The following is a 15,416-nucleotide window of genomic DNA, read 5'->3' as shown; positions in this document are numbered from 1 at the left end:
AAGCCTCAAATCTTGCGATACAGAAAATACCGATCCGTCGGCACTGTGTCCGGCACCGACAGCGGATCGAGGCTAGGCTCCTTCAGCGGCAGGCCGCTGATGGCAATGCCGCCCTTGGCCAGCGTGCCCGAAACGATCTGCGGCAGCCATGTGAGCGTCACCGCATCCTTCTCGTCATAGCCGGTGCCGATATCGGCATGAACGAGGGCCGCACCGATGCCCACCCACTCCTTCGCCGTCTGGTCGATTTCGCCCAGCACCAGATTGCCCTCTTCCGGCACGGAGGAGGCATGTGCGCCCATGGCGCGGTCGAAGGCGACGATGCGGCGATCGGGAAACAGCTCGCGCAGATGGTTGAAGGTGCGTCCATTGCCAAGCCCGATTTCCATGATCGGACCTTCGGCTGGCAGATCGAGATCGCCATGCACATGGTTCAAGATGTCTCGCTGGGCGCTGAGGCGGCGGATGAAGCTGTCCAGTCTGCTCATGTGAAGGGGTATCCGATCAGGCCTTGAGGATGTGGCTTGCGCTGATGCCGCGACGGGCAAAGGCGTTGCGCGTATCGATGATCAGCGGCGACCAGTCGGCAAGCTGCTGGTAATCGATGTTGTCGTGGTCGGTCGCAACCAGTACCGCGTCGAAGCTGCCAATGCTGTCCTTGGTCCAGGCGACAGACTTCATGCCCATCAGCTCGCTATATTCGCGCGTCTTGGGGATTTCCGCCACATAAGGGTCATGGAAGGCGACATTGCCGCCGCGCTCGAGAATGAGCTCGATCAGCTTCAAGGACGGGCTTTCGCGGATATCCGGCACGTTCTTCTTGTAAGCCAGCCCCAGCACCAGCACCTTGGAGCGGCTGAGCGCCTTGCCCTGATGGACGTCCAGCGCTTCCGCCAGCCGCCCGACGACATGGCGTGGCATGGCCGTGTTGATCTGGCCGGCGAGTTCGATGAAGCGGGTGGGGAGTTCGTACTCCTTGGACTTCCAGGTCAGGTAGAAGGGATCGATCGGAATACAGTGGCCGCCAAGACCGGGGCCGGGATAGAAGGGCATGTAGCCGAAGGGCTTGGTCTTGGCCGCATCCACAACTTCCCAGATATCGATGCCCATCGCCTCGTAGACGACCTTCAACTCGTTGACGAGCGCGATATTGACCGCACGGAAGACGTTCTCGGTGATCTTGACCGCTTCGGCCGTCGCCGTGGTGGAGACGGGAATGACGGTCTTGACCACGGAGCCGTAGAAAGCCGTCATCAGTTCCGCCGCATCCGGCCCGTCGCCCGCCACCACCTTCGGAATGGTGGAGGTGTGGAAGTCACGGTTGCCGGGGTCTTCGCGCTCGGGCGAAAATCCGAGGAAGAAATCTTCGGTCGACTTCAACCCGGTCTTTTCCAGGATGGTCTTGACGATGCCATCGGTCGTGCCGGGATAGGTGGTCGATTCCAGCACCACGAGCTGGCCGGGGCGAAGCGTTTCGGCAATCTCTCGGCAGGTGTTCTCCACATAGGAGAGATCGGGATCGCGATACTTGGTGAGCGGGGTCGGAACGCAGATCGCAATCACGTCGCAGTCGCCAAGCTTGGAGAAATCGCTGGTGGCTTCGAAAGTGCCGTTATCACAGGTGCTTGCCAGAATGTCATCCGGCACCGCCTCGATATAGCTCTTGCGCGCCTCGACGGCCTTGATCTTGCCCGGATCGATATCGAAACCCGTCACCTTGAAGCCGGATGTGGCGATCGTCATGGCAAGCGGCAGGCCCACATAGCCAAGCCCGATGACACCCGCCCGCGCATCTTTCGATTGAATGAGGTCGAGAAGTCGCTGTGCATTTGGAGAAGAGGTCAAAGCGTTTTGCGTCCTGCGCGCGAGGAAAACCTGGCCTTTCAGTTGGGCAAGAAGACCCATGGTGTCAAGGCTGCGACGGTCTAAATTACAGTTGACGAAGCGTCAGCCGAAAACGCATGACTGGTAGCCATGAAGATCGCATTCTACTGCCCGATGAAGTCTCCGCACCACCCGGTCCCCTCCGGCGACAGGCTGATGGCAAGGCTGCTGATGCAGGCCATGCGGCGCGCCGGCCACGAGGTCGAAGTGGTCTCGGAACTGCGGTCCTTCATGCGCGAGCCCAGTGGCGAAGAGGCGGATGCGCTGGCGCGTGACGCGGAGCAGGAACGGCAGCGCATCTCGGCGCTCTGGAAGAGCCATGGCGCGCCCGATCTCTGGTTTTGCTACCATCCCTATTACAAGGCGCTCGATCGTCTGGGACCGCATCTCAGCCGCTCCTATGCCATCCCCTATGTGACGGCGGAGGCCTCCTACTCCCCCAAGCGCAATGCGTCTGGCTGGGCGCAGGTTCAGGCAACGCTGCTGGAGGATCTGAGCCTTGCTGCGGTCAATATCTGCTTCACCCATCGCGACCGCGACGGCCTGCGAAAGGCCAATCCGGCGACGCGCCTGCAGATGCTTCCACCCTTCCTCGACACCTCTCTGTTCGAAGCAAAGACCCTGGCACCGCAAGCCGGGCGAATGGCGACGGTGGCGATGATGCGCGCGGGCGACAAGCTCAGCAGCTATGAGGCGCTATCGGCGGCTTTGACACGCCTGCCGCCCGATCTCGACTGGACGCTGGATATCATCGGCGACGGACCAGAACGTAAGGCTGTGCAGCAGCTCTTCCAGGCGACCGCACCGCATCGCCTCGTCTGGCATGGCGAGAAGACCCCACAGCAGATCGCCGAAATCCTGTCCTGCGCCTCGCTCTATCTCTGGCCCGGCCATGGCGAGGCCTATGGGCTCGCCTATCTGGAAGCGCAGGCCGCTGGTCTGCCGGTGATCGCCGAGCGCATCGCAGGCGTGCCGGAAGTGGTGATCGATGGAAAAACCGGCATTCTGACACAGCCCGGAGAGACGCAGAGCTATGCGGATGCCATGAAAGACCTGCTGACCGATCGGGAAAAGAGACGGGCCATGGCAGAAAATGCGCGGGCATTCGTCATCGAGGAGCGTTCACTGCGCAAGGCGGCATCGACGCTCGACCGAATTCTGCAAGACGCCAGAGGAAACGCACCATGACGGAAAAGAGACTTCTGGACACACTCGACAGCTTTATGAGCCGCGGCGTTGCCGCCGACCTCTGGCTGCGCGACGACGATGCGACGGTGCCGACGCCAGCGCTTGACCGCCTGCTGACGCTCTCCGACCGCTATGCCGTGCCGATGACGCTGGCTGTCATTCCGGAGCCCACCGGCGATGCCTTGGCACGTCGGCTGGACAGCGCCGACAAGATCGATGTCGCGGTGCATGGCTGGGCACATCAAAATCATGCCGGACCGGAGGAGAAGAAGCGGGAGCTTGGGCTTCATCGCCCGAAGGACACCGTGCTTGGCGAATTGCGTGCCGGCTTTGAAAAGCTGCAGACCCTTTATCCAAATCGCTTCGTGCCGTTGCTGGTGCCGCCATGGAACCGGATCGATCCGGACATCGTCGAAGGCCTGCCCGCCATCGGCTACCGGGCGCTGTCGGTCTATGGACCGGAAAAGACCGCTCCTCTTTTTCTCTTGAACACCCATGTCGATATCATCGACTGGCGCGGAACGAGAGGCGGCAAGGATCACGATCTGCTCTTTGCCGAAACTGCCGAGCGCATGGTGGCGGCCGAACAAGGCGCACGAACCACCGGCATTCTCACCCATCATCTCGATCATGACGAGACGGCATGGGCCTTTCTTGACCGGCTGTTTGCGCTGACGGCCAACCACCCCGGCTGCCGCTGGCGCAGCGCCGGAGCGCTGGTCAAAGAGGCCGGCTCGGCGGCCTGATGCCACGCGACAAAATGTCGAATATCAAGTCGGTCCGCGCAGGCGTAAGCACACGGTCAGAAAGCCACTAAAGCGCCGTGCGCCCTATGGGCGCACAAAGGACGCTTTAATTTTTGAGTCTACGCATCGTGCTTTCCGAAAACCGAATCCGATTTTCGGGCCGATGCTGTAGGCTCTGTTTGGAAAGTGTGACACACATGGAATGGTTCGAGTATTTCCCGATCGTAATGCTGCCGCTGAAGCTGCTCGTCGTCGGCATCGGCATGTATTATTCGGTCAAATGGCATTACGATCAGGGCAAGCTGAAACGCGCCGAAGACGAGAAGCGCAAAGAGCAGATGGCTGCGGCCGCGAAAGCCGCTGCAGAGCGTGATGCTGAACTGACGGAACTACCCCAGCCCTCACCATGATTTCCAGGCGATCAGCAGCCCATCGCCCTTGGCCCTGGCTTCGGCACGCGCCTCTTCCACCGCACTGAAATCCGCCCGGTCTGCCAGCAACGCCGCCACGAAATCGGCACCCGCCAACGTCACCGATCCCGCACGCGCCACCACGCTAAAGATCAGCGGGCCCGTGCCCCACCATGCGGGCGCGCGCGGCAGGCGCTCGGCAATCTCCGGCAGAGCCTGCAAGATGCGCTCGAAGACGGGATGGCCGGGCGGTGTGGCGATGAAGGAATTGGCGAGCAACACGCTTCCCTGCCCCGTCAGCCGCGGCGTTTCCTCGGCAAAGGCGGTGAGACCGACCATGGGAAGGATATCGCCGAAACTCATGTCGTCGCGCGCTGGATAGAAATCGCAATCGAGATAGATGCCGCCCACGCGCGACAGGATGAAATAGCGCGCCACATCCACAGCACCAGGATAATCCCCATCCTCCAGCATTCGCCGGAAGATCGGATCGGCATCGATGCCCTCCGCCTCAAGATCGGCCTCCCGCCACAGGCGATAGACATAGCCATTGGCCTCCGCATGTTTGCGCCAGGCAGCGGTTGCGGGCGGCACATCTTTCGTACCGATCCAGATCTGGTGGATCAGCCTTGGCACCGCCTCACGGTTCTTCTGCGCAATCGCTCGTCTTTCATTTGCGGAGAAACGACCATAGGGCGCAAATATCTCGGGCGGAGGCACCAGGAGAAATTGATAGCCGGCTTTGGCAACTGCATCGCCCTTGGCCTTGGCAAGCCGCAGATAGGCCGAATGCAGGCGGCGCGGCAGGCCAAGTGCGGTGATCTCACCCATGAGATGCTGATCGTCCTCTGCCGAAAGACGCGCCAGGCGATCCTGCACAGACGCGAAATCTTTCTGGGCCAGCAACCGGCGGATGTCTGCAAGCGTTTCATCGAAAGTGGCTTTGGCTGGCATGGTCGCTCCGCAGCTTTAATATCCCCGACATATCTTCGGAATAGAGGTTTTCTCGCAACCCCAAGATCAGGCAGAAAGCCGGAAATTTTCATGGTTTCAAGAGCATGGACAGAACCTGGAGTGTGCGATAACGTGAATGTCAAGCGCCGCGTGATAATGCTACAGGCATCCAACAAGACGGCAAGGGAACCTATGGCATGAGTGCAGGCGCAGACTTGCTTCGCATCGAAAATCTGCAAGTCTCTTTTTCCATCATGGGCGGACAGATCGAGGCGGTCCGGGGCGCAAGCCTTCGCATTCTGCCTGGAAAAGTCACCGCACTTGTGGGCGAATCCGGCTCGGGAAAATCCGTCATCGGCCAGACGATCATGGGCATCCAGCCGCGCACCGCAAGGGTCAACGGCCGCGTTCTCTTTTCCGATCCGCTGAAGCCCGATGAACGTCCTATCGACCTTCTGCAATTGGAGCCCGACGGCAAGCCCCTGCGCGCCATTCGCGGCAACCGCATCGGCCTGATCTTTCAGGAGCCGATGACGTCGTTTTCGCCGCTCCACACCATCGGCAACCAGATCGACGAGGCGCTGCGCATCCACTCGGTTCTGACACCGAAGGAGCGGCAGGAAAAGATGGAAGAGACTCTCGATCTCGTCGGCTTTTCCAATCCGGCCAAGATCTGCCAGATGTACCCCTTCGAGCTCTCCGGCGGCATGCGCCAGCGCGCAATGATCGCCATGGCGCTGATCTGTCGTCCGGCGCTGCTGATTGCCGACGAGCCGACCACCGCACTCGATGTGACGATCCAGGCGCAGATCCTCAAGCTTTTGCGCGACCTGCAGAGCCGGCTCAATATGAGCATGCTGCTCATCACCCACGATCTCGGCGTCGTCGCCAATATTGCCGATGAAGTCGCCGTCATCTACCAGGGCGAGATCATGGAGGCCGGCACGGTGGACGACATCTTCCGTGCGCCGTCGCACCCTTATCTCAAGGGTCTGATGGCAGCCGTGCCGCATTTCGACATGAAGCCTGGCGAGCGGCTGAAGGCGCTGCGTGATGTCACGATCGACAAGGAAAGCCTGATCGGCAAGAAGACGGCGAATGTCGACAAGGCGCCGGGCGTGCTGCTCAGCGTCAAGAACATCTCCAAGACCTATACCACCCGCAAATCCACCTGGTTCACCTCCGGCAGTGCCAATGCCACCAAGGCGGTGGATGGCGTCAGCTTCGATATCATGCGCGGTGAATGTCTGGGCCTTGTGGGCGAAAGCGGCAGCGGCAAGACTACGGTCAGCAAAATCCTGATGCGCGCTGTCAGGCCGGAAGACGGCGAGATCATCTTTCACAGCAAGAACGGCGATATCGATGTGCTCAATGCCAGGGATGACGACCTGCGCGAATTGCGCACCCGCATCCAGATGGTCTTTCAGGACCCCGTCTCCTCGCTGTCGCCACGCATGACGGTCGGCAATATCCTCAGCGAACCGCTGGAAATTCACGGTCGCGGTGACTCGAAATACCGGCAGGAGCGCGTCAAGAACCTGCTGCGTGCCATCGGCCTTGGCGACAATGCGCTGAACCGCTATCCGCACAGCTTCTCCGGCGGCCAGCGCCAGCGCATCGGTATTGCGCGTGCGCTGATGCTCGGGCCCGAACTGCTGATCTGCGACGAGCCCGTCTCCGCGCTCGACGTGTCGGTGCAGGCGCAAATCCTCAATCTGCTGAAGGATTTGCAGAAGGATCTGGGGCTCACCTATCTCTTCATTTCCCACAATCTCGCCGTCGTCGATTACATGGCAGACCGCGTGGCGGTGATGTGCGAAGGCAAGATCGTGGAGCTGGCGCCACGCGAAACGCTAATGCGCAATCCGATCCATCCCTATACGAAATCGCTGCTGGCCGCCGTCCCCTTCCCCGATCTCGACCGGCCGCTGGATTTCAAGACCATCGGCAAGATCAGCGCCACCGGTAAATTCGACTGGGGCAAGCAGTTCCGCGATGACGATAACGGACAGATGATAACAGCCGATCTCGGCGGCGGACACCTCGTGCTTGCCAATGCCAATGCGGATGTTCGGGAGCTACGGTCTTGATCACGCGCCGCACCACCCTTGCCCTGCTCGCCTCGGTCTTCGCACCCTGGAAGGCCTCTGCTGCCACCTATATCGATGCCGATTTCTTCAAGGAAAAGCGCGACAAGGGCGAGCTGCCGCCACTCGATCAGCGCCTGCCGAAAAATCCGCGCGTCATCAATCTGAAGGCCATGGGCCGCGAGCCCGGCCAGCAAGGCGGCAGTATCCGCATGCTGATCGGCGGCCAGCGCGACATTCGCCTGATGCCGATCGACTCTTACGCGCGGCTCGTGGGTTACGATGAGAAGCTGAACTTCATCCCCGACATCCTGGAATCCTACACGGTGGATGAGGAGCGCATCTTCACGCTGAAACTGCGCGAAGGTCACAAATGGTCCGATGGCAGCGATTTCACCGCCGAGGATTTCCGCTATTTCTGGGAAGACGTGGCGCTCAACCTGGAAATCCACAAGGGCGGCCCGCCGATCGAGCTGCTTGTCTATGGCAAGCCGCCTCTGGTCGAGGCCGTCGATCCGCTGACGGTGCGCTACACCTGGGAAGGCCCGAACCCGGATTTCCTGGCGAAGCTTGCCGGTGCGTCACCCGCCCGCGTCTTCCTGCCCGCCGCCTATATGAAGCAGTTCCACGTCAAATATCAGACGCCGGAAAAGCTGGCCAAGCTGATGAAGAAGAACAAGGCGGACGACTGGAGCAGCCTGCACATCAAGATGTCGCGCCAGTTGCGCCCGGAAAATCCCGACCTGCCGACACTCGATGCCTGGCGCGTGATCACCGCGCCGCCGGCCGAGCAGTTCATCTTCGAGCGCAACCCCTATTACCACCGAGTCGACGAGAATGGCCGCCAGCTTCCCTATATCGATCGCTACCTGCTGAACGTCACATCGTCGGAAATCATCGCCGCCAAGACGGCGTCGGGCGATAGCGACCTGCAGTTCATGAACCTCGATTTCAACGACTACACCTTCCTGAAGGATGCCGAGGCCCGCTACCCGCTGAAGGTCAATCTGTGGAAGCGCAGCCAGGGATCGCGGGTCTGCCTGCTGCCGAACCTGAACTGCGCCGACGACACCTGGCGCACCCTGTTTCGCGATGTGCGCATGCGCCGCGCTCTTTCGGTGGCGATCGACCGGCACGAGATCAACATGGTCTGCTTCTACGGCCTTGCCAAAGAAAGCGCCGACACCGTGCTGCCGGAAAGCCCGCTCTTCCGCCCGGAATTTGCGACCGCCTGGGCGCAGTTCGATCCCGAGCTTGCCAACCGGCTTCTGGACGAGATGGGGCTGACGGAGCGCAACGATCGCGGCATTCGCATTCTGCCCGATGGCAGGCCCGCCCATGTGATTGTCGAAACGGCTGGCGAAAGCACGCTGGAAACCGATGTGCTGGAGCTGATCACCGATCACTGGCGCAAGGTCGGCATTTCGCTGTCCAGCCGCCCGACGCAGCGCGACGTCTTTCGCAAGCGTGCCATGGGCGGCGAGGTGCTGATGTCTGTCTGGTTCGGCATGGACAATGCCATTCCCAACGCCGACATGCTGCCCTCCGGGCTTGCACCCACCGGCGACGACCAGCTGCAATGGCCGGTCTGGGGCATCCATTATCTCTCCGGCGGGCGCGAAGGCAAACCGCCGGATCTGCCGGAGGCCATCCAGCTGCTTGACCTCTTCAAGAAATGGCGCCGCAGCGTCACCTTTGAGGAGCGCAAGGCGATCTGGCTGGAAATGCTGTCGATCTACACGCAACAGGTCTTCTCCATCGGCACGGTGAACGGCGCGCTTCAGCCGATCGTTCACAGAGCCCGGCTGAAGAACGTGCCGGAAAAGGCGCTTTTCGGCTTCGAGCCGACCGCCTATCTCGGCATCTACATGCCAGACACCTTCTGGTACGACGGGAGCGCCTGACATGCTCAGATATATTATCGGGCGCATCCTTTTCATGATCCCGACGCTGATCCTGATCTCGATGCTGGTCTTCACCATCATCGAATTGCCGCCGGGCGATTACTTCGAAAGCTATGTCGCGGAAATGCGCGCCATGGGCGAGACGGCCAATATGGCCGAAATCGAGGAGCTGCGCAGCCGCTATGGCTTCGATCAACCGGCCCCCATTCGCTACTTCAGATGGGCGACTGGCATGCTGGTCGGCGATTTCGGCTATTCCTTCGAATACCAGTTGCCCGTCAGCGAAGTTGTGGGCGAGCGCCTGTGGCTGACGGTTCTGGTGTCCTTCGTCACCATCATCGTCACCTGGATCGTCGCCTTTCCCATCGGCATCTATTCCGCCACGCATAAATATAGCTGGGGCGATTACGGCCTGACCTTTCTCGGCCTGCTGGGTATCGCCATTCCCAATTTCATGCTGGCGCTGATCCTGATGTATTTTGCCAATATCTGGTTCGGTACCTCCATCGGCCATCTGATGGACCGCGAATATCTGAACCAGCCGATGAGCTGGGACAAGTTCAAGTCGATCCTCGAACACCTATGGATTCCCGTTCTCATCATCAGCACGGCAGGAACGGCGGGCATGATCCGGCGCCTTCGCGCCAACCTTTTGGATGAATTGCAGAAGCAATATGTGGTGACGGCGCGCGCCAAGGGGCTTCACCCCTTCAAGGTGCTGACCAAATATCCGCTGCGCATGGCGCTGAACTTCTTCATCTCGGATATCGGCTCCATCCTGCCAGCCATCATTTCGGGTGCTGAAATCACCGCTGTGGTGCTTTCGCTGGAAACCACCGGTCCGATGCTGATCCGCGCGCTGCAGAGCCAGGACATGTATCTCGCCGGCTCCTTCCTGATGTTCCTCGCCTTCCTCACCGTCATCGGCGTGCTGATCTCCGATATTGCGCTCGCCATTCTCGATCCTCGCATTCGATTGGGAGGTGGGAGCGTCAAATGACTTCATCCATTCCAAAGCCCGGCGAGCCGCTGGCGCATTACGTGTCCACCGCTCCCTTCGATCCCTATCTGGTGGAGCCCTCCACCACAGCACTCGCCATGGTCGGCCGGGCATCGCAGTGGAAGCTGATGTGGTGGCAGTTCAAGCAGCATAAGCTCGCGCTTTATTCCGGCGTCTTCCTGCTGCTGGCCTATCTCTCGATCTTCATCTGCGAGTTTCTGGCACCCTATAATCTGCACACGCGCGACGTGGAGAACATCTACGCTCCGCCGCAGAGCATTCATCTCTTCCATGACGGCGAGTTCGTCGGCCCCTTCGTCTATGGCCGCACCATGAGCCTCGACATGGACAATCTGCGCCGCGTCTATTCCGATGTGCCGACGGATGTGCAGAAACTCCGCTTCTTCTGCCGTGGCGACGGCTACACCTTCTGGGGGCTGTTCGATTCCAACATCCACCTCGTCTGCCCCGCCAAGGACGGACAGATGTTCCTGCTGGGCACAGACCGGCTTGGCCGCGACGTGCTGTCGCGCATCATCTATGGTGCGCGCATATCGCTGACCATCGGCCTTTTCGGCGTCGCCATGAGCTTCGTCCTCGGCATCGTGATCGGGGGCCTCGCAGGCTATCGCGGCGGCGTTTTCGACCTCATCGTCCAGCGCATCATCGAGGTGCTGCAATCGATCCCCAGCATTCCGCTCTGGTTGGCGCTCGCCGCCATCATGCCGGTCACCTGGAGCCCGATCCTCGTCTATCTCGGCATCACCGTCATCCTTGGCCTCCTGGACTGGACGGGGCTTGCGCGCGCCGTGCGCTCCAAACTTCTGGCACTGCGCGAGGAGGATTATGTGCTCTCCGCCCAGCTGATGGGCGCCAGCACCAGCCGCATCATCGGCCGCCATCTGATCCCCGGCTTCATGTCGCACCTGATTGCGTCCGCCACGCTCACCATCCCAGGCATGATCCTCGGCGAAACGGCACTGAGCTTCTTGGGGCTTGGCCTTCGTCCGCCGATCACAAGTTGGGGCATTCTGCTCACGGAAGCGCGAAGCGTCAGCGTGATTGCCTTGTATCCCTGGCTCCTAATCCCGATTCTTCCAGTCGTCCTCGTCGTGCTCGCCTTTAATTTCCTTGGCGATGGACTACGTGATGCAGCAGACCCGTTTAAATGACGGGGTTCACTGCAAGCATGCTTGGCGGTTTTGCGACCACGGCATGCGACAAGACAAGGCGCTTCTGCGCCTTCCGCATAAAGACACTCACCGCGCGCCCAGGCGGTAAGAAGAGGTTCTGCTCGTGACAGTTCGTTTAAACGATGCACGCATTCTGATGTACAGCCACGATTCCTTCGGGCTTGGACATTTGCGTCGATGCCGCACCATTGCCCATGCACTGGTGGAGGATTATCGCGGCCTGAATGTCCTGATCATCTCCGGCGCCACCATTGCAGGCGCCTTCGATTATCGCGCGCGCGTCGACTTCGTGAAGATCCCAAGCGTCATCAAGCTCAGAAACGGCGAATACACCTCGCTCGACCAGCATATCGATCTTCAGGAAACGCTGAAGATGCGCCGCTCGATCATCTACCACACCGCCGAGAGCTTTCAGCCGGATATCTTCATCGTCGACAAGGAGCCGATGGGGCTGCGCGGCGAAGTGGAAGAAACCCTCACCTATCTGAAATCTCGCGGCACCAAGCTGGTCATCGGCCTGCGCGACGTGATGGATGCGCCGCAGCTGCTCGAAGCCGAGTGGAAGCGCAACGATGTGCTGAACAAGATCGAGCGCTTCTATGATCATGTCTGGGTCTATGGCCCGCCGGATTTCCATGATCCGCTGTCCGGCCTCGAGGTGCCCCCCGGGGTTCGCGAGAAGACCGAATTCGTCGGCTTCCTGCAACGCTCCAAGACGCGGGGCGATAACCCCAACCGGCATGAGGAGGACTATATTCTGGTGACGACCGGTGGCGGTGGCGATGGCAGCGAGCTGATCGACGACGTGATCCGCGCCTACAAGTTCGATCGAACCCTCACCCAGAAGGCGCTGGTGGTGCTCGGGCCTTACATGCCGACCGAACAGCGGCAGAAGTTTGCAGCAAACGTTGCCGATATTCCGCAGATGGAAATCATCGACTTCGATAACCGCATGGAAGATCTGGTTGCCGGGGCGCAGGGCGTGGTGTCGATGGGCGGCTACAACACCGTTTGCGAAATCCTCTCCTTCGACAAGCCGGCACTGGTAGTGCCGCGGATCGTGCCGCGTGAGGAGCAATTGATCCGCGCCAGCCGCGCGTCTGAGCTTGGCTTGTTCGACATGCTCTCGCCCGAGGAAGCGGAAAATCCCGAACTGATGGCAAAGGCGCTGAAGGCGTTGTTGAAGCGCCCGCCACCTTCTGCCAATGGCCGCAACATGAAGCTCGACGGCTTGGAGAACATCTCGCGGCGCGTCGCCGAATGGCTGCAACCGGATGATACGCCAAACGTCATCTCCGCCACCGCCTGAGGCGGGCAGCAGCATGTCCGCGAAACGTCTGGTGATGTTGCGCCCCTCACATTCGCCGGCATTGCGCCAAGGGTGATTGCGCCAAAGAAAAGAAGGCACGACGACGTGACCGCAAAAAAGAAAATCGTGGTGCTGCTGAAAGGCTATCCGCGCCTCTCCGAGACATTCATCGCACAGGAACTCTTGGGACTGGAAAGAGCCGGGCTCGAACTCGACCTCGTCTCCATGCGCCGCCCCACCGACAAGAAGCGCCACCCGGTGCATGACGAAATTCGCGCGCCCGTCACCTACCTGCCGGAATATCTGCATGAGGAACCGCTGCGGGTGCTGAAAGCGCTATGGGCTTGCCGCAGGAAGCCTGGCTTCGGCAAGGCGCTGCGGCAATTCCTCCATGATCTCCGCCACGACTTTTCCCGCAACCGCTTCCGCCGATTCGGTCAGGCGGCGGTGCTCTCCCATGAATGGCCGCGGGATGCCGGCTGGCTGCACGTCCACTTCATCCACACGCCCGCTTCCGTTGCCGCCTATACGCATCTGATCACCGGCATTCCGTGGACGATCTCGGCCCATGCCAAGGATATCTGGACCTCGACGGATGCCGATCTCTCCTACAAGCTCGGCAGCGCCCGTTGGGCCGTAACCTGCACCGCCAGCGGCTATCGCCATCTGCAGGCGCTGTCGCCCACTCCAGCCACGGTGCATTTAAGCTATCACGGCCTCGACCTCACGCGCTTTCCACCGATGGAGGGTACCCGCCCGCCACGCGATGGCTCACACCCCGCCGATCCGGTGCAGATCCTGGGCGTTGGCCGCGCGGTGAAGAAGAAGGGCATCGACATTCTGCTGAAGGCGCTTGCCGCCCTGCCACAGTCTCTGCACTGGCGCTTCACCCATATTGGTGGCGGCGACGAACTGGCGACGCTGAAAGCGCTCGCCGAGGAACTGGGTATCGCCGACAGGATCACCTGGACGGGCGCGATGGATCAGAAACAGGTGCTGGAGCACTATCGCAAGGCCGATCTCTTCGCGCTCGCCTGCCGCATCACCGCCGATGGCGACCGCGACGGCCTGCCGAATGTTCTCGTGGAAGCCTCCAGCCAGGCGCTGACCTGCGTCTCCACCAATATTTCGGGCATTCCGGAATTCTTCGTCGATGGCGAAAACGGCCTGCTGACAGAACCGGAAAACGAAGCCGCCTTCTCCAAAGCGCTGGCGCGCGCCATCTCCGATCCCGCGCTGAGAGCGAAGCTGGGCCAAGCCGCCGAACACCGCGTGCGCACCGCCTTCGATCATCGCACCAGCATCACCGACCTCAAAAATCTCTTCGAACAGGAATGGGAGAAGACCCCGTGACCACTGCTACCGACGCTACACAAGCCCCTCGCGTGTTCTTCTATGTCCAGCATCTGCTCGGCATCGGCCATATCGCCCGCGCCAGCCGCGTGGCCCATGCACTGGTCGCCGATGGCTTCGACGTGACGATGGTGACAGGCGGAACGCCGGTTCCGGGCTTTCCGGGCGAAGGCATTCGCCATGTCGAACTGCCGCCGGTGGCGGTGGCCGATGGCAATTTTGCAGGCCTCGTCGATGCCAATGGCGCGCCGGTGGACGATGCCTTCAAGGATAATCGTACCAGCATGCTGCTGGGAGCCTATCAAGGCGCCATGCCGGATATCGTCATCATCGAGGCCTTTCCCTTTGGCCGCAGACAGGTGCGTTTCGAACTGCTGCCGCTACTCTCCGCCATCGAGAAAAGCATCAAGCGCCCGCTGGTGATGACGTCGCTGCGCGATATTCTGCAGGAGCGTGCCAAGCCCGGCCGCGACGAAGAGACCATCGATCTCGTCAAGAAACACTTCGACACGGTGCTCGTCCATGGCGATCCAAACTTCGTGCGGCTGGAAGAGACCTTTCCGCTTGCCGAACAGATCAGCCAGCGCATCGTCTATACCGGCCTCGTCGCACCGGCAAAACCACAGCCGCCGCAGGAGCGTTTCGACGTGGTGGTCTCCGCAGGCGGCGGCGCCGTGGGCGGCGCGCTTCTGAAAGCAGCGCTTGCCGCCGCACCACACATCCCCGAACTGAAATCCTGGTGCCTGATCACCGGCCCCAACATGCCGCAGGCGGATTTCGATGCGATTTCGGCTCAAGCCGGCGAGACTATTTCCATCTTCCGCTTCCGCAAGGATTTCGCCAGCCTTCTCTCTGGTGCAAAGCTCTCTATCTCGCAAGCCGGCTATAACACCGTCTGCGATATCCTGCAGGCCAAGTGCCGTTCGCTGCTCATCCCCTTCGCTGCGGGCGGCGAAACCGAACAGGGCGCCCGCGCCTCGCGTCTGGAAAAGCTTGGCCTTGCCCAGGTGCTGGAAGAAAACGCCATCTCGCCGCAGACCATGGCAGAGGCCATCCGCGCAGCCTTGGCTCTACCGGAGCCCGGCGAGATCAGCCTTGATCTCGATGGCGCCAACGGCACGGCGCGCGTTCTGCGTAGGCTCTATGCTGAGCATCAGATGGATGACGCGTAGGGTTTCGACCCTTGTAGCAACGGCCATGTACCCGTCCACCTGAGCTCAGAAGGCGTCTTCCGCACAACGTTCATATGGGGGATAAATCCATCCACCTCGTCATCCTCGGGCTTGACCCGAGGATCCATATTTTTGAAGCGTTTGTGGCCTTATTTCGTGGATCCTCGGCACAAGGCCGAGGATGACGGCGGAGAGGTTTTCGCACTGTGTTGAAGG

13 protein-coding genes are annotated in these 15,416 nt (G+C 60.7%); 10 read left to right on the top strand and 3 right to left on the bottom strand.

Annotation, left to right across the window (positions count from 1 at the left end; all coding sequences use genetic code 11):
• Positions 1 to 5 precede the first annotated feature (5 nt).
• Positions 6 to 488, bottom strand: a complete 483-nt coding sequence (locus tag AC07U5_RS02380; protein ID WP_494722187.1) for a class I SAM-dependent methyltransferase — start codon at positions 486 to 488, stop codon at positions 6 to 8.
• Positions 489 to 504: 16 nt separating this feature from the next.
• The gene (locus AC07U5_RS02375; protein WP_494722186.1) at positions 505 to 1,905 is read right to left on the bottom strand and encodes a nucleotide sugar dehydrogenase; all 1,401 of its coding nucleotides are present in this window, start codon (positions 1,903 to 1,905) and stop codon (positions 505 to 507) included.
• A 69-nt stretch (positions 1,906 to 1,974) separates the two neighbouring features.
• Here AC07U5_RS02375 and AC07U5_RS02370 point away from each other — a divergent pair, with 69 nt between their 5' ends.
• From AC07U5_RS02370 to AC07U5_RS02360, 3 genes are all read left to right on the top strand, one after another.
• Positions 1,975 to 3,072: a glycosyltransferase family 4 protein gene (locus tag AC07U5_RS02370; RefSeq protein WP_494722185.1), complete on the top strand. Its 1,098-nt coding sequence runs from the start codon at positions 1,975 to 1,977 to the stop codon at positions 3,070 to 3,072.
• Complete coding sequence (locus AC07U5_RS02365) at positions 3,069 to 3,818, top strand: polysaccharide deacetylase family protein (protein ID WP_494722184.1); 750 nt, start codon at positions 3,069 to 3,071, stop codon at positions 3,816 to 3,818. The genes AC07U5_RS02370 and AC07U5_RS02365 overlap by 4 nt, the downstream gene beginning before the upstream one ends.
• Before the next feature lie 197 nt (positions 3,819 to 4,015).
• The gene (locus AC07U5_RS02360; RefSeq protein ID WP_062444311.1) at positions 4,016 to 4,228 is read left to right on the top strand and encodes a hypothetical protein; all 213 of its coding nucleotides are present in this window, start codon (positions 4,016 to 4,018) and stop codon (positions 4,226 to 4,228) included.
• Here AC07U5_RS02360 and AC07U5_RS02355 read toward each other — a convergent pair.
• The gene (locus tag AC07U5_RS02355) at positions 4,220 to 5,182 is read right to left on the bottom strand and encodes a glycosyltransferase family 32 protein (protein WP_494722183.1); all 963 of its coding nucleotides are present in this window, start codon (positions 5,180 to 5,182) and stop codon (positions 4,220 to 4,222) included. The genes AC07U5_RS02360 and AC07U5_RS02355 overlap by 9 nt on opposite strands.
• Positions 5,183 to 5,379: 197 nt before the next feature.
• Here AC07U5_RS02355 and AC07U5_RS02350 point away from each other — a divergent pair, with 197 nt between their 5' ends.
• The 7 genes from AC07U5_RS02350 to AC07U5_RS02320 all read left to right on the top strand — a co-directional run bounded on the left by AC07U5_RS02350 (position 5,380) and on the right by AC07U5_RS02320 (position 15,200).
• Positions 5,380 to 7,272: an ABC transporter ATP-binding protein gene (locus tag AC07U5_RS02350; RefSeq protein ID WP_062532295.1), complete on the top strand. Its 1,893-nt coding sequence runs from the start codon at positions 5,380 to 5,382 to the stop codon at positions 7,270 to 7,272.
• Positions 7,269 to 9,173 (top strand): ABC transporter substrate-binding protein, encoded by a 1,905-nt coding sequence (locus tag AC07U5_RS02345; protein ID WP_494722182.1) that lies wholly within the window; start codon positions 7,269 to 7,271, stop codon positions 9,171 to 9,173. The genes AC07U5_RS02350 and AC07U5_RS02345 overlap by 4 nt, the downstream gene beginning before the upstream one ends.
• Before the next feature lies 1 nt (position 9,174).
• The gene (locus AC07U5_RS02340; RefSeq protein WP_062444318.1) at positions 9,175 to 10,173 is read left to right on the top strand and encodes an ABC transporter permease; all 999 of its coding nucleotides are present in this window, start codon (positions 9,175 to 9,177) and stop codon (positions 10,171 to 10,173) included.
• The gene (locus tag AC07U5_RS02335) at positions 10,170 to 11,345 is read left to right on the top strand and encodes an ABC transporter permease (RefSeq protein ID WP_144622590.1); all 1,176 of its coding nucleotides are present in this window, start codon (positions 10,170 to 10,172) and stop codon (positions 11,343 to 11,345) included. The genes AC07U5_RS02340 and AC07U5_RS02335 overlap by 4 nt, the downstream gene beginning before the upstream one ends.
• Before the next feature lie 124 nt (positions 11,346 to 11,469).
• Positions 11,470 to 12,675, top strand: coding sequence for a glycosyltransferase family protein (locus tag AC07U5_RS02330; RefSeq protein WP_062424857.1), 1,206 nt, complete (start codon positions 11,470 to 11,472; stop codon positions 12,673 to 12,675).
• Positions 12,676 to 12,780: 105 nt separating this feature from the next.
• Positions 12,781 to 14,028: a glycosyltransferase gene (locus tag AC07U5_RS02325; RefSeq protein ID WP_494722181.1), complete on the top strand. Its 1,248-nt coding sequence runs from the start codon at positions 12,781 to 12,783 to the stop codon at positions 14,026 to 14,028.
• A complete protein-coding gene (locus AC07U5_RS02320; protein ID WP_494722180.1) occupies positions 14,025 to 15,200 on the top strand; it encodes a glycosyltransferase family protein in 1,176 nt (391 codons plus the stop codon). Before AC07U5_RS02325 ends, AC07U5_RS02320 begins: the two co-directional genes overlap by 4 nt.
• Positions 15,201 to 15,416: the final 216 nt, after the last annotated feature.

This window comes from Agrobacterium sp. GW821-FHT02D03 (assembly GCF_059421725.1).
Note: the sequence above shows the minus strand (reverse complement) of the source record. Positions and strands in the feature narration are given on the sequence as shown.

What these genes read in the sequence shown, in the direction of transcription:
- AC07U5_RS02380 (WP_494722187.1), bottom strand. Translation starts at nt 488, where the DNA reads ATGAGCAGACTGGACAGCTTCATCCGCCGCCTCAGCGCCCAGCGAGAC.
- AC07U5_RS02360 (WP_062444311.1), top strand. Translation starts at nt 4,016, where the DNA reads ATGGAATGGTTCGAGTATTTCCCGATCGTAATGCTGCCGCTGAAGCTG.
- AC07U5_RS02335 (WP_144622590.1), top strand. Translation starts at nt 10,170, where the DNA reads ATGACTTCATCCATTCCAAAGCCCGGCGAGCCGCTGGCGCATTACGTG.
- AC07U5_RS02340 (WP_062444318.1), top strand. Translation starts at nt 9,175, where the DNA reads ATGCTCAGATATATTATCGGGCGCATCCTTTTCATGATCCCGACGCTG.
- AC07U5_RS02365 (WP_494722184.1), top strand. Translation starts at nt 3,069, where the DNA reads ATGACGGAAAAGAGACTTCTGGACACACTCGACAGCTTTATGAGCCGC.
- AC07U5_RS02350 (WP_062532295.1), top strand. Translation starts at nt 5,380, where the DNA reads ATGAGTGCAGGCGCAGACTTGCTTCGCATCGAAAATCTGCAAGTCTCT.
- AC07U5_RS02370 (WP_494722185.1), top strand. Translation starts at nt 1,975, where the DNA reads ATGAAGATCGCATTCTACTGCCCGATGAAGTCTCCGCACCACCCGGTC.
- AC07U5_RS02355 (WP_494722183.1), bottom strand. Translation starts at nt 5,182, where the DNA reads ATGCCAGCCAAAGCCACTTTCGATGAAACGCTTGCAGACATCCGCCGG.
- AC07U5_RS02375 (WP_494722186.1), bottom strand. Translation starts at nt 1,905, where the DNA reads ATGGGTCTTCTTGCCCAACTGAAAGGCCAGGTTTTCCTCGCGCGCAGG.